Annotated in this window: 22 protein-coding genes; 8 read left to right on the forward strand and 14 right to left on the reverse strand. The window is 30.1% G+C overall.

The window, feature by feature from the left end; genetic code table 11:
- Positions 1 to 20 precede the first annotated feature (20 nt).
- From AJ936_RS10635 to AJ936_RS08535, 5 genes are all read right to left on the reverse strand, one after another.
- Positions 21 to 206: a hypothetical protein gene (locus AJ936_RS10635; protein ID WP_044779077.1), complete on the reverse strand. Its 186-nt coding sequence runs from the start codon at positions 204 to 206 to the stop codon at positions 21 to 23.
- Positions 203 to 883, reverse strand: coding sequence for a F0F1 ATP synthase subunit A (locus AJ936_RS08520; RefSeq protein WP_002858390.1), 681 nt, complete (start codon positions 881 to 883; stop codon positions 203 to 205). The genes AJ936_RS10635 and AJ936_RS08520 overlap by 4 nt, the downstream gene beginning before the upstream one ends.
- Positions 884 to 951: 68 nt before the next feature.
- Positions 952 to 2,292: a DNA repair protein RadA gene (gene radA, locus AJ936_RS08525; RefSeq protein ID WP_044794125.1), complete on the reverse strand. Its 1,341-nt coding sequence runs from the start codon at positions 2,290 to 2,292 to the stop codon at positions 952 to 954.
- Positions 2,292 to 3,158, reverse strand: a complete 867-nt coding sequence (gene ftsY / locus AJ936_RS08530; RefSeq protein ID WP_002880578.1) for a signal recognition particle-docking protein FtsY — start codon at positions 3,156 to 3,158, stop codon at positions 2,292 to 2,294. The genes radA and ftsY overlap by 1 nt, the downstream gene beginning before the upstream one ends.
- Positions 3,158 to 3,715 (reverse strand): TlpA disulfide reductase family protein, encoded by a 558-nt coding sequence (locus AJ936_RS08535; protein ID WP_002861908.1) that lies wholly within the window; start codon positions 3,713 to 3,715, stop codon positions 3,158 to 3,160. The genes ftsY and AJ936_RS08535 overlap by 1 nt, the downstream gene beginning before the upstream one ends.
- An 82-nt stretch (positions 3,716 to 3,797) precedes the next feature.
- Between AJ936_RS08535 and AJ936_RS08540 the strand changes: the two genes are divergently transcribed.
- From AJ936_RS08540 to AJ936_RS08555, 4 genes are read left to right on the forward strand one after another with little or no spacing between them, the layout of a single operon-like run.
- Positions 3,798 to 4,424, forward strand: coding sequence for a 5-formyltetrahydrofolate cyclo-ligase (locus tag AJ936_RS08540; protein WP_044779072.1), 627 nt, complete (start codon positions 3,798 to 3,800; stop codon positions 4,422 to 4,424).
- Entirely contained in the window at positions 4,345 to 5,898 is a 1,554-nt protein-coding gene (gene rny, locus AJ936_RS08545; protein WP_052794864.1) for a ribonuclease Y, read from the forward strand. Before AJ936_RS08540 ends, rny begins: the two co-directional genes overlap by 80 nt.
- Before the next feature lie 8 nt (positions 5,899 to 5,906).
- Complete coding sequence (locus tag AJ936_RS08550; protein ID WP_002880581.1) at positions 5,907 to 6,464, forward strand: DedA family protein; 558 nt, start codon at positions 5,907 to 5,909, stop codon at positions 6,462 to 6,464.
- Positions 6,464 to 7,723, forward strand: a complete 1,260-nt coding sequence (locus AJ936_RS08555) for a ComEC/Rec2 family competence protein (protein WP_002880582.1) — start codon at positions 6,464 to 6,466, stop codon at positions 7,721 to 7,723. The genes AJ936_RS08550 and AJ936_RS08555 overlap by 1 nt, the downstream gene beginning before the upstream one ends.
- On the opposite strand, the gene AJ936_RS08560 is transcribed toward AJ936_RS08555, so the two are convergent.
- Genes AJ936_RS08560 through AJ936_RS08570 form a run of 3 tightly spaced genes read right to left on the reverse strand, consistent with a single transcriptional unit; the run spans position 7,667 to position 10,587 of the window.
- Positions 7,667 to 8,473, reverse strand: a complete 807-nt coding sequence (locus AJ936_RS08560; protein WP_052794865.1) for a YihY/virulence factor BrkB family protein — start codon at positions 8,471 to 8,473, stop codon at positions 7,667 to 7,669. The two genes, AJ936_RS08555 and AJ936_RS08560, sit on opposite strands and share 57 nt — an antisense overlap.
- Before the next feature lie 3 nt (positions 8,474 to 8,476).
- Positions 8,477 to 9,859 (reverse strand): FAD-linked oxidase C-terminal domain-containing protein, encoded by a 1,383-nt coding sequence (locus AJ936_RS08565; protein ID WP_002861914.1) that lies wholly within the window; start codon positions 9,857 to 9,859, stop codon positions 8,477 to 8,479.
- 2 nt (positions 9,860 to 9,861) lie between these two features.
- Complete coding sequence (locus AJ936_RS08570) at positions 9,862 to 10,587, reverse strand: plasminogen-binding N-terminal domain-containing protein (RefSeq protein WP_002880584.1); 726 nt, start codon at positions 10,585 to 10,587, stop codon at positions 9,862 to 9,864.
- A gap of 121 nt (positions 10,588 to 10,708) precedes the next feature.
- Here AJ936_RS08570 and AJ936_RS08575 point away from each other — a divergent pair, with 121 nt between their 5' ends.
- The gene (locus tag AJ936_RS08575; RefSeq protein ID WP_002852845.1) at positions 10,709 to 11,869 is read left to right on the forward strand and encodes a M23 family metallopeptidase; all 1,161 of its coding nucleotides are present in this window, start codon (positions 10,709 to 10,711) and stop codon (positions 11,867 to 11,869) included.
- Here AJ936_RS08575 and AJ936_RS08580 read toward each other — a convergent pair.
- Genes AJ936_RS08580 through AJ936_RS08595 form a run of 4 tightly spaced genes read right to left on the reverse strand, consistent with a single transcriptional unit; the run spans position 11,866 to position 15,875 of the window.
- A complete protein-coding gene (locus tag AJ936_RS08580; RefSeq protein WP_002853612.1) occupies positions 11,866 to 12,069 on the reverse strand; it encodes a hypothetical protein in 204 nt (67 codons plus the stop codon). The two genes, AJ936_RS08575 and AJ936_RS08580, sit on opposite strands and share 4 nt — an antisense overlap.
- 1 nt (position 12,070) lies before the next feature.
- Positions 12,071 to 12,751 carry a polyphenol oxidase family protein gene (locus AJ936_RS08585; RefSeq protein WP_002880585.1) on the reverse strand — a complete coding sequence of 227 codons (681 nt, stop codon included), beginning with the start codon at positions 12,749 to 12,751 and terminating at the stop codon, positions 12,071 to 12,073.
- A complete protein-coding gene (locus tag AJ936_RS08590) occupies positions 12,715 to 13,326 on the reverse strand; it encodes a riboflavin synthase (RefSeq protein ID WP_002880586.1) in 612 nt (203 codons plus the stop codon). The genes AJ936_RS08585 and AJ936_RS08590 overlap by 37 nt, the downstream gene beginning before the upstream one ends.
- A gap of 8 nt (positions 13,327 to 13,334) precedes the next feature.
- Complete coding sequence (locus AJ936_RS08595; RefSeq protein WP_070274379.1) at positions 13,335 to 15,875, reverse strand: hypothetical protein; 2,541 nt, start codon at positions 15,873 to 15,875, stop codon at positions 13,335 to 13,337.
- A 161-nt stretch (positions 15,876 to 16,036) separates the two neighbouring features.
- Here AJ936_RS08595 and groES point away from each other — a divergent pair, with 161 nt between their 5' ends.
- Together groES and groL are read left to right on the forward strand one after the other, a co-directional pair.
- Positions 16,037 to 16,297, forward strand: coding sequence for a co-chaperone GroES (gene groES / locus AJ936_RS08600; RefSeq protein WP_002825273.1), 261 nt, complete (start codon positions 16,037 to 16,039; stop codon positions 16,295 to 16,297).
- Positions 16,298 to 16,316: 19 nt separating this feature from the next.
- Complete coding sequence (gene groL, locus AJ936_RS08605) at positions 16,317 to 17,954, forward strand: chaperonin GroEL (RefSeq protein WP_002853460.1); 1,638 nt, start codon at positions 16,317 to 16,319, stop codon at positions 17,952 to 17,954.
- Between the two features lie 42 nt (positions 17,955 to 17,996).
- Here groL and dccS read toward each other — a convergent pair whose 3' ends face one another.
- Together dccS and dccR are read right to left on the reverse strand one after the other, a co-directional pair.
- Positions 17,997 to 19,187 carry a two-component system sensor histidine kinase DccS gene (gene dccS / locus AJ936_RS08610; RefSeq protein WP_002880589.1) on the reverse strand — a complete coding sequence of 397 codons (1,191 nt, stop codon included), beginning with the start codon at positions 19,185 to 19,187 and terminating at the stop codon, positions 17,997 to 17,999.
- Positions 19,180 to 19,845, reverse strand: coding sequence for a two-component system response regulator DccR (gene dccR / locus AJ936_RS08615; protein WP_070274380.1), 666 nt, complete (start codon positions 19,843 to 19,845; stop codon positions 19,180 to 19,182). Before dccR ends, dccS begins: the two co-directional genes overlap by 8 nt.
- 148 nt (positions 19,846 to 19,993) lie before the next feature.
- On the opposite strand from dccR, the gene AJ936_RS08620 reads away from it, so the two are divergent.
- On the forward strand, positions 19,994 to 20,593 hold the full coding sequence (locus AJ936_RS08620) for a bacteriohemerythrin (protein ID WP_002861919.1): 600 nt from the start codon (positions 19,994 to 19,996) through the stop codon (positions 20,591 to 20,593).
- The last annotated feature ends 10 nt before the right edge of the window (positions 20,594 to 20,603 follow it).

Below are 20,603 nucleotides of genomic sequence, written 5' to 3' on the forward strand. Positions count from 1 at the left end.
ATTATGAAATTATAAAACAACTATTTTTTCTGATTTTTAAGTTCATAGTTTTCTATAAACAACATAAAAACCAAAAATAAAAGCAGGCTAAAAATAAACCCCAAAACAAGATAAAAATAAGATATAAATTTAAAAAGGAGAAAAAAGGTGCACAAAAGCATTAAAGCTAAAGATGCACCTTTAAAAAATTCTAAAATATAGATCAATGACCTTCCTCAACAACAGTTGCACCCGCTAAATATACATAAGTTAAAATCATAAAAATAAAAGCTTGTAAAAATGCCATAAAAGTTAAAAGCACATAAGCAGGAAGCGGAGCTATATAAGGAACTAAAGCTAAAATTACCATCAAAAATAAATCGTCACCTTTAATATTTCCAAACAAACGGAAGGACAAAGAAACCACACGAGAAAGATGAGAGACTATCTCTATAGGAAACATCAAAGGAGCTAAAAGTTTAATAGGTCCCATGAAATGAGCAAAATACTTTACAAAACCTTGTGCCCTAATACCCTCAAAATGATAATATACAAAAACTATAATAGCCAAGGACAAAGTCAAATTTAAACTTGCAGTTGGAGCGTGAAAACCAGGTATTATACCTATAATATTACTAAAAAACACTATAATCCCCAAAGTTGCAACCAAAGGAAGATATTTTCTTGCACCTTTTTCACTTCCCATGGTATCTCTACCCATAGATAAAACTCCCTCTAAAAAAGCCTCACCTAAATTTTGCATACCGCGTGGAACAAGTTGCATAGAACGAGTAGCCATCATAGCCACTATAACAGCAATTAAAGCTACCAAACCTATGTGAAAAAAATAAGAAAAAGTATGACTTGCATCAAGCAAAGAGCTAAATAAAAATAAATCTTTCATGGTTTCCTCAAAAATTTTATTCTAAACTCGAAATTTTAGCAAAATCTTACTTATATTTTAATGAAAATTTACATCCATTCTAAAACTTGCGAAAGTTCTTTAGCAACAAAACACTTAAGCCCTATATCTTCCAAAGGCTTAGAAGGAACAATGGCATTTTTAAATTTTTGCATTTTAGCTTCTTTTAAACGCGTATCAAGGCTAAAAACCTCTCTAATTTCTCCATTTAAACTAAGCTCCCCTATAAAAATACTATCTTTGCTCAAAGGGCGATTTTTAAAACTTGAAATAATAGCTGCAACCACAGCCAAATCCGCCGCAGTTTCGCTTACTTTTACTCCGCCACTAATATTTACAAATACATCATAATGTCCTAAAGGAATTTCAAGCTTTCTTTCAAGCAAAGCCAAAAGCATATCTAAGCGATTTTTTTCATATCCCGTAGCGCTACGCTTTGGATAAGAACTTTCACACACTAAAGCTTGAACTTCTAAAACCAAAGCACGAGATCCTTCCATCACAACACCTAAAGCACTTCCTGAAATAGCCTTTCCACGAGTAAAAAAACGATTTGCCAAATCTTTTGCGCTGATCAAACCTTTAGCAGTCATCTCAAAAATACCTACTTCATTCGTTCCACCAAAACGATTTTTAAAGCCTCTTAAAAGTCTGATTTCTTTAGTGGCATCTCCTTCAAAATAAAGCACCACATCTACCATATGCTCAAGAACCCTAGGCCCTGCTATAGCACCTTCTTTAGTAATATGCCCTATGATAAAAGTACTGATATTATAAGCCTTGCTAACACGCATAAGTTCAAAAGTAATCTCACGCACCTGAGTGATGCTTCCTGCTGCTGAAGTGATTTTATTTGAATATAGAGTTTGTATAGAATCAACGATAAGAATGCTATAATCTTTTTTGTGCAATTCTTCTAAAATATTTTCAAGGCAAAGTTCAGTAAGTAAAAATAAATTCGGAGTATTAGCCTCAAGACGATCAGCTCTTAATTTAATCTGGGTTTTACTTTCTTCGCCACTGACATAAAGCACTTTTTTACCCTGTTTAGCTAAATTTGAAGCAATTTTTAACAAAAGCGTAGATTTTCCCACACCTGGACTTCCGCCTATAAGCACTAAAGAACCTTCAACAAGCCCTCCGCCTAAAACCAAATCAAGCTCATTATCATCTGTGCTGTATCTTGTAAAATGTTCTAACTCCACATCTTCAATACAAACAGCCTCACTTGTTTTCATACTAACTTGTGCAAGCTCTTTTAAAACTTTAATTTGCTCAGCTTTTAATTCTATAAAACTATCCCAAGCTCCACAATCAGGACATTTTCCAAGCCATTTGCTTTGTTGATTTCCACAAGCTTGGCATTCAAAAAGTGCTTTATTTTTTGCCATTATTCAAAAATAGGATCTAATAAAGTATCTAAGTAAGCATTTGCATTAAATTCTTGTAAATCCGTCATTTGCTCACCCACGCCTACATAAAAAATAGGAAGCTCAAGCTCTCTTGCTATACTAAAAAGTGCACCCCCTTTAGCTGTCCCATCAAGCTTTGTGATAATCACACCATCAAGTTTTACAAGCTCATTAAAAGCTTTAGCTTGTAAAATTCCAGCATTTCCCTGTGTTCCATCTAAAACTAAAATTTTTCTATGGGGTGCACCTTCTAAAGCTTTGTTTGAAATTCTCACAATTTTTTCAAGCTCATGGGCTAAATTTTTTTGATTTTGCAAACGCCCTGCTGTATCGATAATAACTCTATCAAAATCCTTTGCTTTTGCTTTAGAAATGGTATCAAAAGCAACCGCTGAAGGATCATGCCCTTGTGCAGTTAAAACTATATCTACATCCACTTTTTGTGCCCAAAGTTTTAATTGTTCAATCGCACCTGCTCTAAAAGTATCACACGCTCCTAAAATCACTTTTTGATTTTGGTTTTTATATAAATAAGCAAGTTTGGCAATACTTGTTGTTTTTCCTGCTCCATTTACTCCTAAAATAAGCTCTACAAAAGGTTTTTCTTGATTGGTTTCTTTTTTTTCATAAAGAAAATAAGAACCCATAACACGCTTTAAATCTTCTTTTTTTACTTCATTTTGAGGTGGTAAATAATAAATTATCTCTTCAACTATTTCATAACTTACATCTGCTTCAAGCAAAATTTCTTCAAGCAAATCTTTGGTTATCTTTTTATTCTCTCCTTTAACTCCAATAATATTTTCAAGAGTTTTTGTAAGTCCTTTTTTAAAAAAATTAAACATTAAAGTATAGCCTTTTGTATATCGATTTCTAGCATTTCTTCAGGAATAAGCCCTAAATACTGATTAATCAATTTAGAATGCTTGTTGTAAAGAAACATAGTAGGAATTCCATTTACCCCACCTAAAACTTTAGCTAAAAGATAGTTATTTTCACCATTGGAGACTTTATAAGATATTTTATGTTGTTCTATAAATTTTTGAATCTCCTCATTAGACTTATCCTCTAATAAAACTCCAACTATATTAAAATCATTGTTATACTTTTCTTGTAATTTATTAAGATGAGGGATTTCAGCAATGCAAGGGGTACACCAAGTGGTAAAAAATACAAACAAAGTTGCCTTATCTTCATCGTTGAAATTTAAAACGGCATTTTCTTTTTTAACTGAAATTGATCCTCCATCAATCAAATTAAGTTTAAAATTCATATCATCACTTTGATTTATACTTGTCTCGGTGCTTAAATTTACATCATTTTGCTGCTTTTCTTTATCATTGCTACAAGCAACAAACAAACAAGATATTGTCACTAGTAAAAGTATTTTTTTAATTTTCATTATTTATCAATCCTTTATTCTTCTTTATAAAAATGCTAAAATTATAACATACATAAGATAATATTTTTTTAAAGGCATATTAATGGAAAAAACAGATTTTAGAGCATTGCAAAAAATACGCCTTTTCAAACATTCAAAACTAAATTTCAAACAAGATTATAAGATATTTAAAGAATGTCTTAAAATAATAAAACTATTTAAAGCTAAAAATATTTTAATTTTTATTCCTTTGCATTATGAACCAAACTTAATAAAATTTCGCCATATTCTTAATAAAAATTACAAACTTTTTGTTCCATTTATGCAAGATAAAAGTTTAAAAATTGTAAAATTAAGATTGCCTTTTATTAAAAAAAGGTTTGGGGTTTTAGAGCCTATAGATTCTTTTTTTAAAGCAAAAATTGATTTAGCTATTGTGCCTGTAATTGGCGTCGATAAAAATTTAAAAAGAATAGGACATGGGCAAGGTTTTTATGATAGATTTTTTGAAAATTTAAATTACAAACCTCATATAATATTTGTCCAAAGTATAGATGCTTTAAGTCAAAATAATCTAACACAAAAGCATGATATTTCAGGAAAATTATACATAAACCCTTATAAAAAATATTACAAGAAAGAAAGAAAAAATGATAGAATCACTTATCGCATTTATAGCCGCTATAGTCGGACTCGGTATAGGATATTTAGTTGCAAAAAAAATCAATGATGCCAAATATGAAATTTTCGTAGAGCAAGCTAAAGCTAAAGCCAAAGCTATAGAATACGAAGCAGAGCTTATTTTAAAAGATGCAAAAAATTCAATTCTTAATGCAGAATTAGAAGTTAAAAAAAAATATGAAGAAAAAACTCACAAAATTCAAAAAGATTTTAATCAAAAATTTGATGATCTTTCTAAAAAAGAACAAAAACTTCAGCAAGAAGAAGAAAAACTAAAAGAAGATAAAGAATACCTTTGCAAGTCACAAAAACACATTCAAGACTTACAATCTGATGTTAATAAATTAAAAAATAAATATCAAGAAAAACTTGACGATGTTTTAAAAATTTTAGAACATTCTACAGGACTTACACAAAATGAAGCTAAAGCAATCATTCTTAAAAAAGTAGAAGAAAATTCTCGCGAGCAAATTGCACATATAGTAAGAAAATATGAAGAAGAAGCAAAAAATGAAGCCAAAAGAAAAGCTAATTTCATCATTGCTCAAGCTACCTCTCGTTTTGCAGGTGAATTTGCGGCTGAAAGACTTATCAATGTTATTAACATTAAAAACGATGAACTTAAAGGACGTATCATTGGTAAAGAAGGACGCAATGTTAAAACCCTAGAAATGGTTTTAGGTGTTGATATTATCATCGATGACACACCAGGTGCTATTATAGTAAGTTGCTTTAATCTTTATCGCCGTGCTATTGCTACAAAAGTTATAGAGCTTTTAGTTGAAGATGGCAGAATTCAACCCGCGCGCATAGAAGAAATTCACGAAAAAGTATGCAAAGAATTTGATAGCGCTATTCTAGAAGAAGGAGAAACCATAGTTATGGATCTAGGCTTAAATAAAATACACCCTGAAATTGTAAAACTCATAGGGAAACTCAAATACCGAGCAAGCTATGGACAAAACGCTTTAGCACATTCTTTGGAAGTGGCTCACCTTGCAGGAATCATTGCTGCTGAATGTGGTGGAGATGAGAATTTAGCGCGTCGCGCGGGAATTTTACATGATATAGGAAAAGCATTAACCCATGATTTTGAAGGATCTCATGTGGATTTAGGTGCAGAACTTTGCAAACGCTATAAAGAGCATCCTGTAGTAATCAATGCTATTTACGCACACCATGGACACGAAGAAGCTACAAGCATAGAATCAGCAGCTGTTTGTGCAGCAGACACTTTAAGTGCTGCACGACCTGGAGCTAGAAGAGAAGTGTTAGAAGCTTTCTTAAGAAGAGTCAGTGAGCTAGAAGATATCGCTAAAAGTAAAGAAGGAATTAAAAATGCCTATGCAATCAATGCCGGAAGAGAAATTCGCGTCATAGCCAATGCTCAGCTTGTTAATGATGATGAAAGTGTACTTTTGGCTAAGGAAATAGCAGCTGAAATTCAAGAAAAAATGCAATATCCTGGTGAAATTAAAGTCAATGTTATACGTGAACTTAGAGCTGTAGAATACGCTAAATAAGGTTTATTATGCAAGATATGATTGATACTTTAATAAAATATGGTTATATTGTTTTATTCTTTTATTCTTTAGGGGGTGGAATGGTTGGAATTTTAGCTGCAGGAGTTTTAAGTTCTCAAGGAAAAATGGATCTTATTTTTTGCATTGCTCTTGCTTTTATTGCTAATACCATAGGTTCAACTTTGCTTTTTATACTTGGAAAATATTATAAAAAAGATATTATGCCTTATTTTAAAAAACACCGACGCAAGCTAGCCCTTGCTATGATGAAAACAAAACAACACGGAATTATTTTACTTGTAACTCAAAAATTTATTTATGGTTTAAAAACTTTCATTCCCATAGCTGCAGGTATGGCAAAATATAATTTTATTAAATTTTTTATTATCAATACTCTAGCTAGTTTGGCATGGGCTATTGTTCTAGGTTTTGCTGCTTATACTTTTGGGTATGTTATTGAAGCAATTTTTGATAAACTGAGTTTATATCCTTATGCTGCTCCTTTATTTTTATTATTTTTAGCTGGAATAATTTGGCTTTATTTAAGTAAATTTTCCAAAAAATAATGTCTCTATGGAATTCTTTTTTTTACTCTTTTAAAGAATTTCATTATTTATTTTTATCTGTTGTTATTATTTTTATTTTTAATATCCTTTTAGAATATAATAATTTTTTAAACTTTAAAAACCAAAAACATTACTTTATAAATAACGCTCTATTAACGCACCAATATACAAAATATAATAAAAAAAATAAAAAATACTGGGTTTTAAAGCTACAAACTGAAAACTTCACTTTTTATACTACAAGTTTTAAGGATTTAAATTTAAGCAAGAATCAACTTTTAAGCCTTAGAATTATCACCCATAATATTAACTTTAAAGACTATCTGAGCAAAAGTTTTTACGCACCTTCTTATGATTTTGAAAAATTAAAAGAAAAAGAATACAATCCCATTATATCTTACTTCTTAAATCAACATACAAATGAAAAAATTAAAGAATTTTATGGTGCTTTATTTTTTGCACTGCCCATATCTTTAGAGCTTAGAAACGATGTAAATTACTACGGCATAGCACACCTTATAGCAATTAGCGGTTATCACATAGGCTTGCTTTTTAGTTTAATTTTCTTTATTTTAGCTCCAATTTATAGTTTTTTCCAAAAAAGATATTTTCCTTATAGAAATTTACGTTTAGATTTAAGTATTTTAATTTTTACACTACTTTTAGCTTATGCTTGTTTAATAGGATTTGTCCCTTCTTTTGTGCGCTCCTTAATTATGGCTTTTTGGGTTTTTTATCTATTGTGTAAAAATATAAAAATTATTAATTTCTTTACGCTTTTTTGTAGTATTTTATTATGCATTTCTCTTTACCCTAGACTTTTATTTAGCATTGGATTTTTATTTTCTATTTTAGGTGTTTTTTATATTTTTTTATATATGCATCATTTTGCAAATAAATTTAATAATCTTATAAATATTATTTTGCTTAATATTTGGACTTTTTTTGCTATGGTTTTACCTGTGCTTTATTTTTTTCCACTTATAAGCTACCAACAAATTTTAGGTATTATTTTGAGTGGAATTTTTGTAATATTTTATCCTTTAGTATTATTTTTGCATCTTATAAACTATGGAGATTTGCTCAATTTTATCTTAGATGAATTTTTTAAATTTAAAATTTATGGAACTAATATCCATATCCCATTTTGGATTTTTATAAGTTATCTTATTGCTTCTTTAATCTCTGTACGATTTAAATATCTAGCTTTTCTTTGTATTTTTGCGAATTTTATTCCCTTCATTATGATTGTAATTTAGAAAATAATAGAGTTTAAGCCCAAAAAGATAAATAATCCAAGAAATATAAATCCAAATAAAAAAGAATAAAATAGTAGAAAAAGATCCATAAACACTAGCGTATGTTTTATTATATACCACATAATATACAAATAAATTTTTTCCTATATACCAAATAGCACCCGCTCCAAAAGATACTAAAGCTAAACTTCTAAGAGTTCCCTTATGAACAGAACTTGAATAAGATATAAAAAATAAACCCCAAATAATTACAAAGGGTAAAATTTCAAAAAAATTAAACCCTATTTTATAATCATCTAAAGTTTGTTGGATAAAACCTGAAATATAAAAACTAAGCCCAAGCCCTAAAGGAACAAGAGTTAAAAGAGTCCAATAAGAACTAATGCTTTGCCAAAGTCCTTTAGGTTCATTTTTAGTAATACGATTGATTACAAAATCATAGCCTGAAAAAAAAGCTAAAGAAGTAAATGCCATAGCAATAAGACCTACAATACCCAAATTTACACTATTTTTTAAAAAAGTATCGATGTAAGTAGCAACAACATCTTGTTGCGTTGGTATTAAAAAAGCAAAAATTACTTGCTTTGCTTTTTCATAATAAGCTTTAAAACTAGAAATTTGCGTAAAAACAGAAAAACATACAAATAAAATAGGTATTAAAGATAATACAGTATAAAAACTAAGCGCTGCTGCATAATTTAAAATTTCCTTATCACGCAAATTTAGCAAAATAGTAAAAAAATTTTTCAACTTCTAAAGTCCCATTTTAAAAGGATTTAGTATATTATTTGGATCAAAAGCTTTTTTAATATTTCTCATTAAATTCATTTCGGCTTCAGAAAAAGCTAAATTCATAAAAGGTGCTTTAGAGAGTCCGATACCATGCTCTCCGCTTAAAGTTCCTCCAAGTTTCACTGTTAATTTAAAAATCTCTTCCACAGCTTCATAGCCTTTTTTCACTTGCTCTTGATCATTTTTATCAGGAACCATCACATTAGTATGCACATTTCCATCCCCTGTATGCCCAAAACAAGGAATTTTAAAACCATATCTTTTAGAAATCTCATCTATACCTTCAAGCAAGGCAGGTAGTTTAGAACGCGGAACTGTAATATCTTCATTAAGTTTTAAAGTTCCATACATGGCAATGCTTTGAGAACAATTTCTTCTAGCAAACCAAATATCTGCGGCTTCTTGTTCGTCTTTTGCTATTTTAAATTCACTAGCTCCAGCTTCTAAAAAATAATGTTCTAAATTTCTTAAATCCTCATCAATAGCTTCTTTAACATTACCATCCACATCAGCAATCAAAATAGCGCCAGCTTCTATAGGCAAACCTTTATTAAATTTACTCTCAACCGCTCTAATGCTAAGATTGTCTAAAAATTCCATAGATACAGGACTTACACCGCTAGCAAGACTTTTGTAAACCGCATTCATAGCACTTTTTACACTTGGAAAAATAGCAAAAGCGGTTTTTTTGAATTTAGGTAAAGGCATTAATTTTAAAGTAAGCTCACTTAAAACTGCCAAAGAACCTTCACTAGCGATTAAAATTCCTGCCAAATTATAACCTGCCACATCTTTAATAGTGCGTTTTCCTGCACGAATGATTTCTCCGCTAGGCAAAACAGCCCTTAAAGCCATCACATAATCTTTTGTAATGCCATATTTTGCAGCTCTCATTCCCCCAGCATTTTCGCTTACATTACCCCCTAAGCTAGAATACTCCATACTAGCAGGATCAGGTGGATAAAAAAGCCCGTATTTGGCTACTTCTTTTTGTAAATGTATATTAATAACCCCAGGTTGCACAACAGCCACTAAATTTTCAAGATCAATTTCCAAAATTTTATTCATATGCTTTTCAAAAGCAAGCACCACACCGCCATTAACAGCTAAAGCTCCTCCTGTAAAACCAGATCCTGAGCCTCGTGGTATGACTATGATATTATTTTCATTGCAAAATTTTAAAATTTGAGCAATATCTTCTTCATTTCTTGGAAAAAGAACCCCATCGGGTAAATAATGTTTTTTTGTCGCATCATAGCTATAAGCTCTTTTGTGAATTTCATCAAAATAAGCGTTTTCTTCTCCTAAAAATCGTTTAAAATATTGTTCAAATTCTTTTTTCATGTTTATTGCACCTTAGGAAGATTAATCAAAGCATCATAATACCTATAATAATTTCCTATTTCTTGAGAGTTAAAATCAAAAAAATTACTTTTATATCCACCTATACGAGAATAAAAAGGAACCTGAACGCTAGTTGGCTTGCTTATAGGCACTTCATAAAGCTTATTAAAATCTTGACAATCTACAACTTCTGCTTGATTTTCCAAAGCCACAACCAAAATGCCAACCGCATTATCATCACAAAATTGCCTAAAATCTGAACGCTTAGGAGAAAGAGTGGCCGTTCTAATTAATTGTGCTCCAAAAATGTCAATATGGGTAAAATATATCTGCGGAAATTCTCTAACAAGTTCATTATAAGTTTGTTCATCAGGAGCAATTACCAATCCTCTATCATAAAGAAAATTTAAAACAACCTCATCACCTACTTCAGGCAAAACATTTGGCAAAGGCAAAGCATCTTGCTTAAGAGCTGAAAAAACACTAAATTCTAATTTCGCTAAACCATCTTTTTTATCTATGACACTTGCCCTAGCTATGATACTTTGCGAATTTTTAAAGCGCTGTATTACCACACCACTTGAATAAAGCTTTATATCATCACTGTCTTTAATATAACCATAAATATCATCAACTTTTACAAGTTCACTTTTTATAGGTTTTAAATCAAATCCAACCGCAAAGAGGCTAAGGTTTAAAGCTAAAAAACACACTATAGTTTTAAACAAATTTGCTCCTTAAATAAAAATTTATAGAATTATAATCCTTTTTTGTTAAGCAATTGTAAGAAAAATAAAGTAAAATATAGCTTTTAAATTTCAAAATTCTTTTAAAAATTAAGGTTATCTCATGAAAAAATTATTACTTTTATTTATTTTTGTTGTTCAAAGTTTTGCAGCTTTAAGTGTTGAAGAGCTAACTTGGGATAATGGAGATACCTTGCTTAAATTCTTACAAAGAAATTCCATACCTATGTCGCTTTATTATGGACTTGATAGAGAAGATCAAGAACTTGCTTCTGATATAGCCTATAAAATAAAATATCAAGTTTTAAAAGATGAAAACAACAACATAGAACAAGTTTTAATTCCAATTAGTGATGATTTACAAATTCATATCTATAAAGATAAAGATGGACAATACACTCTTGCTTTTACTCCTGTATCTTATCAAAAAGAAGATAGAATTTTACATTTAACCATTAAAAGCTCTGCTTATCAAGATGTCTATGAAGAAAGCGGTAGCAGTACTTTAGCTCGTGCTATGGTTCGTGCTTTTCGAGGAAGTATAAATTTTCGCAATATCCAAAAAGGTGATGAAGTAACCCTATATTATGAACAAAAAAGACGCATGGGTAAACTTTGGGGTGATATAAATATAAAAATGGCAATGGTAGAAATCAATAAAAGCGCTAGAGAAGTCTTTTCTTATAATGATATATTCTATGATCGCGATGGCAAAGAATTAGAATCTTTTTTACTTACAAAACCTGTGAACTACACTAGAATTTCCTCTCCTTTTACAACAGCAAGATATCATCCTATATTAAAACGCTATCGCGCCCATCTTGGTATAGACTATGCTGCACCTACTGGAACTCCTGTAAAAAGTGCTGGCAAAGGAGTAGTAACCTTTATAGGCACAAAAGGTGGTTATGGAAATGTAATTCAAATCAAGCATGACTCAGGTTATATGACTTTATATGCTCATCTTAGTCGTTTTGCAAAAATTAAAAACGGACAAAAGGTAAATCAAGGACAAGTAATTGCATATGTTGGTTCAACAGGTATGAGCACAGGTCCTCATTTGCATTTTGGAGTATATTTAAATAATAAAGCCATAAATCCTGCATCTGTTGTAAAAATCGCCAAATCAGAACTTAGTGGAAAAGCGAAAGAGAATTTTAAACATATCATAGCTGGATACGAGCAGGTTGTTAAAGAAGCCCTAGCCTCGAATCAACCTAATCCTCCAAAAGAAGAAGATTTTGAAAACTATATAGAATTTTAATTACTCAACAACGCTTTATCTTTTGCATTGATTAAAGAATTTAGAAGAGTTGCAAGCTCTTCTTTTTCTTTTTCATTAATTTCACAAAAATCCGCATCAATCAATTGTTTCACCAAAGCTTCATTTAGCAAATCCCCATCGCCAAATTCTCTAGCTTTTTGAATGATTTTTAACACTCTTAAATCTTTTCTTTCGTACATTTTAATCCTTTAAATAAACCACACTCACAAAACGCTTAGTCGTTTTATCTCGACGATAAGAAAAAAAACTCTCATCATCAAAGCTACAAATTCCACAATCTTTAATATTTTCAATGCCTAAATTTTGCGCTTGAAATTTTACTAAAGCTTTTAAATCAAGTTTATCGTCTTGAACAAATTCTTTAAATTCTTTTTTAGCAAATTCTAAAATTTCTCCATCTATTTCATAATTTTTAGCACAAATTCCAGGCAGGATAAAAAGATGAAATTTATTTTTATCTAAATGTGAATTTTGCATAGCAATTTGATCAACGCATTCTTTTAGGATATTTTCAAAGCTTCCTTTTCTACCTGAATGCAAAGCTGCTATAATGCCACTTTCATGATATAAAATTAAAGGCAAACAATCCGCACTTAAAACACAAAGAGCAGTATTTTTTTCCTTACTTATAAGCCCATCACAACTGAGATTTTTTAAATTTTTATCATAAATAATAACTTTATGAGAGTGAATTTGATCCATAAAAACACATTTTTCAATGTCTTTAAAACCTAAATGAGAAAATAAATTCTCATTATGAATTTTAGCCCTAAAAACATTATAATCCTTATCAAAAGCACAAAAAATACCGACTTTATCATTTTCTAATAAAGATAAGAAATTCTTTCCACTTCTTCCCATGATAATCCTTTGTTTTTGCCTTGTAATTGTGCATAAATATAACGAGCAAGCAAATCACTTTCTATGTTGATTTTTCTACCTACTTGATAGTCTTTAAAAAGCGTTTCTTTAAAGGTAATAGGAATAATAGTAAGCCTAATACCATTTTTTAAAATTTCATTGATAGTAAGACTTACTCCATCAACACCTATACTTCCTTTTTCTGCCATAAATTTCATAGCTTCTTTAGGTAAAGATATATGGAAATCTACTCCATTTTCATCTTTTTGAATTTTTTCAAGTGTGCCAATAAAATCAATATGTCCTTGCATAAGATGTCCATCAATTCTATCACCGTATCTTAAAGCAGATTCTATATGAACTTTATCTTTTAAATTTTCTATAGCTATATGAGTGCGACTTTCACGAGAAAGCTCCACTTCAAAACCTCCCTTATAAAGTTTTGTCACACTCAAACAAGCTCCATTCACAGCTATACTATCGCCAAGATTTGGGCGATATTTTGCTTTTAAACTTAAAGTATTGTTTTGATAAGATTGAACTTTAGCAATTTCTCTTATGAGTCCATTAAACATTTTTTACCTTAAAAAATCTTATTTAATAATTTATTTACCGCTTTATCTACTTTATCGCCTGTACTTTTAGCACCATCACTCACACCACCACCTACTACATTTTTAATAGAATTTAACACACTTCCTGCATTTAAATTTACTTTAGGGTTTTCCGTAGTTCCTGTAATGCTTCCTTTAAAATTGGCTCTATCGAGTTTAATATCAAAAGGCAAATTTAAAGCCCCGCTTTTAGAATTTAAAGCTCCTGATTGTACTAAAATATAAGAACGATCTGCTTGCATATTAAGATCAAGTTTGATATTTTCTTTTTTAATCAAAGCTTTAGCATTAACAGTGCGATAAACATCATTTGTAATATCTTTTAGCGTTAAAATTTTTAAAGCATTGGTAATAAGATTTGGTTTTAATTTACCCTCTTTCATGTCCAAATTAACCTCGCCTTCTTCGCTTAAAAGATTGTAATTTGCCTTCACATCTGCCTTGCCTTGATAAACATCCATAAAGTCCAAACTTTGAGCTAGACTACTTAAATCCACTCCATTTAAATCAGCAAGCAAAAGGTTATTTTTAAGTGTGCTTTGAAGCTTCCCTTCAAATAAATTTGGACTATTTACAACAAAATTTAAACTCTTATCAAAACCTACCTTTCCATTAAATTCTGCCTTACCTTTAAGTTTTCTATCCAACAAAAAGCCTAGTTTTGAAAAATCATTTATCTTTAGACTAAAATCCGAATTTAAAAGCATTTTGCCTATATCAAAACTTCCTTGTAGTTTTGTAAGATCAGCTAAAGATGAATTTAAAACGGAATCAAATTGAGCGATATTGTTTTTAAAATTAATTTTGGTATTTAAATCATAACTTGTATTGTTTGGAAAATTTTTATTTAAAATTTTACTTAAAGTTGCAGCATTTAATATACCTTTAGCTTCTAAATTTGCTTTACCATTAAGGTTGTTAAAATCGATATTATCTAAATTAACTTTTGCATTAACAATCCCACTGGCATAATTTGGCATACCTGCTATAACAAAAAGTTTAGATAAATCAAGTTTATCAATGTTTAAATCAAGTTTTTTACCATTTGAATCAACCTTGATTACACCATCTGCCAAATTTGCATTTGCATTTAAATTTTGTATTTGAGTGCCTATAATATGAGCTTTTGCAGTAAGATCTGCCTTACCTTGTAATTTTTGTCCTGCTATAGCACTAAACTGAGACAAGTCATCAATAAAAGCATTTAAATCTGTATTTAACTCACTATTTTTTAAATTATAAGTTCCTTGAAGTTTTTTAATATTAAGCAAATTTGAAGCAAGTAAAGCATTGTAAGAAATATTGCTATTTTTTGCATTTGCTTTAGTATCAAGACTAAAAATTGTATTTGGAAGTTCTATTTTGGCTATTTTTTTAAGCTCATTGGTGTTAATCTTTGCATTGTTTATTTTTGCTTCAAGATCGAAATTAGAAAAATCTAAATCCGCATTTAGAAGTTTAGCATTTAAATTTCCAGAAACCAAAGCTCCATATCCTGCAAGAGCTAATAATTTTTCCAAACTTACTTCATTAATATCTGCAAAAATTTTATTATTTTTCAAACTTGCCTTTACCTCTCCACCAAGTCCGATAACTTGAGCATTTAAACTTGATAAGGCATTATTTACAACACTTGTTTGACCTATCACACCCAAACTACCATTTAGTCTAGTTTTTGTAAGTTTTTCAAGCTTTGCAAGAGAAGGAATACTTAAATTAAAATCAGTACTTAAAGCATTCTTGCTAATATCATAAAGAGTTTTTTGAGTTTGTAAGTTAAGATAATCATTGTAAATTTTACTTACAGCATAAATCTTATCTTCTTTAACATTGGCCAAAATTTCTGCTTTAGGATTAGAATTTAAAGGCAAGTCTAAAGAAAAATCTTTTTTTATCGCCTCATAGTTTATATAACTTGTATCAAGTTTTATGATAATATTTCCATCAGGTTTTAAATTCTGTGCTGAAATTTTTGCTTGAGCATTTAAAAAACCTTTAGCGTAACTAGGGTAAGATAAAAGATGAAGTATTTCTTCTACCTTAAGATTTTGCGCATCTAAATTTAAAGCAATAGGATTGTAATTATACATTCTTGCATTTAAAAGTACATTTGAACCTAATAAATAACCTTTTCCATCTAAAGTAAAATCACTTGCTTTACCTTGAATCTTACCGCCAAAAGAAAGGTTTTGATTTAAATTTAAACCTAAATTTTTAGCATAATTTTGATTTAAAGAAATAAGATAGTCAAAATCAAATCCAAGCTTAAAAGGACTCAAAGCTCCCTTGAGATTGAAATCTGCCATATTTGCGATATTTGCTTGCAGTTTAAGACTTGAAAAACGCAAAGTAAAATGCGTGATATTTACGTCTAATCCCGCACTTTCTTTGATCTTTTTTTGCGCTATATTTACCACTATATTATTACCAAAACTTGTGAAAAGTATGGTATAAATAGCAATTAAAAGCACAACAACAAAAGCTATAACTCCATAAAAAATCTTTTTCATTTTTATCCTTTAGTTTATTTTATAAAATAACTTTAGTCTATAAAACTAAACTTTTATAAATATTTTAATTTAAAGTATTGACAAAATTCATTTTTTATAGTATGATTTTATCACTCTAAATAAAAGAGTGCTAAAATCAATATTTTTAAGGATGGACAAAAATGAATTTTCAACCTTTAGGAAAGCGTGTTCTAGTTAAACGCGTTGAAGAAACCAAAACAACAGCCTCAGGCATAATTATACCAGATAATGCTAAAGAAAAGCCTTTAATGGGTGAAGTAGTGGCAGTAAGTAAAGAAATCACTGATATTGCAAATGGTGATAAAATCGTGTTTGCTAAATACGGTGGAACAGAAATTAAACTTGATAATAATGAATATTTAGTTTTAAATTTAGATGATATCTTAGGAATTTTAAAATAATTTATAAAAAGGATAAAAAATGGCAAAAGAAATTATTTTTTCAGATGAAGCAAGAAATAAACTTTATGAGGGCGTTAAAAAACTTAATGACGCAGTAAAAGTAACTATGGGGCCAAGAGGACGCAATGTTTTAATCCAAAAAAGCTTTGGTGCTCCAAGCATTACTAAAGATGGCGTAAGTGTTGCTAAAGAAGTAGAACTTAAAGACAGTCTTGAAAATATGGGTGCTTCACTTGTAAGAGAAGTAGCAAGCAAAACAGCTGATCAAGCAGGGGATGGAACAACTACTGCAACGGTTTTAGCTCATGCAATTTTCAAAGAAGGTTTAAGAAATATCACAGCAGGTGCAAATCCTATTGAAGTAAAACGCGGTATGGATAAGGCTTGCGAAGCTATAGTAGGCGAACTTAAAAAACTTTCTCGCGAAGTAAAAGATAAAAAAGAAATTGCACAAGTTGCTACAATCTCAGCCAACTCTGATGAAAAAATCGGAAATTTAATCGCTGATGCTATGGAAAAAGTGGGCAAAGATGGTGTTATCACTGTTGAAGAGGCAAAATCAATCAATGATGAATTAAATGTAGTTGAAGGTATGCAATTTGACAGAGGTTATTTAAGCCCTTATTTTATCACTAATGCAGAAAAAATGACAGTAGAGCTTTCAAGCCCTTATATCCTGCTTTTTGATAAAAAAATTGCAAATTTAAAAGATTTATTACCGGTTTTAGAACAAATTCAAAAAACAGGCAAGCCACTTTTAATTATCGCTGAAGATATTGAAGGTGAAGCGCTTGCAACTTTGGTTGTAAATAAACTTCGCGGTGTTCTTAATATTTCAGCCGTAAAAGCTCCAGGTTTTGGCGATAGAAGAAAAGCTATGCTTGAAGATATAGCGATTTTAACAGGCGGAGAAGTGATTTCTGAAGAACTTGGAAGAACTCTTGAAAGTGCGACCATACAAGATCTTGGACAAGCTTCTAGCGTAATTATCGATAAAGACAATACAACCATAGTAAATGGCGCAGGTGAAAAAGCAAATATCGATGCAAGAGTAAATCAAATCAAAGCACAAATTGCTGAAACAACTTCAGATTATGACAGAGAAAAACTACAAGAAAGACTTGCAAAATTAAGCGGTGGTGTTGCAGTGATTAAAGTAGGTGCAGCAACTGAAACTGAAATGAAAGAGAAAAAAGATCGTGTTGATGATGCTTTAAGTGCTACTAAAGCAGCAGTTGAAGAAGGTATAGTAATTGGTGGTGGTGCAGCACTTATCAAAGCAAAAGCTAAAATCAAACTTGATCTACAAGGTGATGAAGCAATTGGCGCAGCTATCGTTGAAAGAGCTTTAAGAGCACCTTTAAGACAAATTGCTGAAAATGCAGGCTTTGATGCAGGTGTGGTTGTAAATAGCGTAGAAAATGCTAAAGATGAAAACACAGGATTTGATGCTGCAAAAGGTGAATATGTTAATATGCTTGAAAGTGGAATTATCGACCCTGTTAAAGTAGAAAGAGTAGCTTTACTCAATGCAGTTTCTGTAGCTAGTATGCTTTTAACCACAGAAGCAACAATTAGTGAAATTAAAGAAGATAAACCTGCTATGCCGGATATGAGCGGTATGGGCGGAATGGGTGGTATGGGCGGAATGATGTAATATCTGCTCTAACCTCTTATCAGCAAGAAAAATTCTTGCTGATTACCAATTTAATTTAAAAACACTCCCTTGATTTTCTACAGATTCGCAAATAATCTTAATATCATTATCATCACAAACTTTTTTTACTAAAGAAAGCCCTATACCAAATCCTCCTTGATCGGTATTAAATCTTGTATATCTATCAAAAATTTGATTTAAATTTGACTTTGAAATTCCACAACCTGTATCCGCAATACTTAAAAAATTGGCTTTCAAAATTATAGAAATTACTCCACCTTTTTTATTGTATTTAATAGCATTGCTTATAAGATTATCAATCAATTTAGAAATTTGATTTTTAGGGGCAAAAATATTTGCTTGATTTAAATCAAGCTTTAGTGTAATTTTTTTTTGCTCAAAAAATACTTTAAAATATTCCAATCTTTCTTCAAGTAGCATTCTTAAATCAAATTTTTGTTTTTCTGTTTCTAAGGTATTAGGAAAATTATAAAAAACAAGATCAGAATACACTTGAGATAAACTTTTTGCAGCAAGCTTAATCCTTGCAAATTTAGCATTATCTCCTAAATTTTGATGATCAAGTTGTTCTATACTCATCAAAATAATACTTAATGGGGTATTGAGTTCATGAGTTGAATCTTTAATAAAACGATTTAGTGTGCTGATTTTATCCTCTAAAGGCTTTAGAGCAATTTTTACTAGAATATAAGATATTAAGCCCAATATGAAAAAAGCCATAATAGCAAAACCAAAAACTTTCGTTCTAATCCAAAAAAGATCTTTACCAACATCTTCACCCTGTATTAAAATTTGCAAACCATCGTTAGTATTTACTTCTTCATTGCTAGAATGTCTTAAAAAATAATGATCTGCACTCATAGGAGCAAGAAAAAAAACCTTATTATCACAAATACCTCTACCTTTAAGCTCTATCTTTGCCTTTCTTAAATCAAAATCTATATTACTAAAAACAATCTTTTTAGCATCAAATATAGCAAATTTTAATGCTGTGCTTTGAGCAATATTTTTTGCACTTATATCTATAGGGGTAAAACGAGAATTTAAGATGCTTATAACAATATTTCTATGATTTTCTCTCAAAGTGGCACCCTTTAAAACAACTAATTCTTCATATAATTTTTGATACCATAATGCAAAAAAAATAGTTAAAAAAATACCTGTAGTTGTTAGATAGATTAATAAAATTTGCCTAATGACTTTTTTAGCCATAGCAATATCCCCTGCCTCTTTGATTTATAATTTTTTCTTTTCCTAAAATTTTACGTAAATTTTTCACATAAGCCCTTAAACTTAGCTCACTAGGCTCCTCATCATAATCCCAGAGTTCTTCAAAAATTCTCTCTGTGCTTAAAAAGTTGTTTTTATTTTTAAGCAATAAAGACAAAAGCTTAATTTCTTTACTCGGTAAAGTCAAGGCTTTATTATTATAGTAAAGAATTTGTGTAGTAAATTCAAATCTAAATCCATCCCCTAAATCTTCAAAATCTTCATTTTTATGTGAAAAAGCTCTTTTAAGCAAAGCTTTAACCCTAATAGATAACTCAGCAAGTTCAAAAGGTTTTTTTATATAATCATCACAACCTGCATCAAAGCCTTGTTTTAAATCGTTTGTTGTATTTAAAGAAGTCATGAAAATTGCTGGAGTTTGCTTTCCGCTTTTTCTTAATTCTTTAAGCAATGAAAATCCATCTCCTAAAGGAACTTTTACATCTAAAATCCAAAGATCAAAATATCTTTCATAAGCTATATCTAAAGCTTCTTGCGCATTATTGCATAAAAATACTTCATATCCTTCATCATTTAAAAACTCTTCAACGATCTCACTCAAACTCAAATCATCTTCTAAAAGTAAAATTTTAGCAGCCATAATTTAAATCTTTCTAACTTCAAATCTCTTAAAATATATATCATTGTATCAAAATTCTTATCAATTATTTAATAAAATTTCATTTTTATTTAATTTATTTTTATCTATAATCCTTTTATATAAATAAATTTTTCCTTAAGGAGTTAAAATGCTTCCAAAATGGGATAATAGCTATAGTGTGCACAATGCTAAAATTGACGAGCAACATAAAAAGCTTTTTGAACTTGCTGCAAAAGTTGAAGTTGTATCAGATAGATCTGTAAGTAAAAATGAAGTCAAAGAACTTTTGGCTGAATTTTTTAATTATATGAAAGATCACTTTAATGATGAAGAAAAATACATGCAGCTAATAGGCTATCCAAATTTAGAAGAACATCGAAAAATACATAAAGAAATCATCCAAACCATGATTAATTTAATCAAAGATATCAAATCAACCAATGATCTTAAAGAAAAACTTTATATAGTGGCTAAAAAGTGGCTTTTAGAACACATACTATACGAAGACATGAAAGTTGAAAAATGGAGAAGTTCTTCTTTATCTACAGATGATGGCAGTGATATTAGCTTTGAAGCAGCAGAAGATGAAGATAATGAGCATCCACAATTTTATCTTTATATCTGTAATTGTCCTGGTAAAATTCACGATGTTCCTTATAACATTCATCAAAAAATAGAACTACAAGGTCACAAATTTACCTGCAAAACTTGTAAGCAAATTATAAAATTTTACAAAAAACATTCTTAAGGAGGATAAA

The organism is Campylobacter sp. BCW_6877 (assembly GCF_001762445.1).
Taxonomy (GTDB): domain Bacteria; phylum Campylobacterota; class Campylobacteria; order Campylobacterales; family Campylobacteraceae; genus Campylobacter_D; species Campylobacter_D jejuni.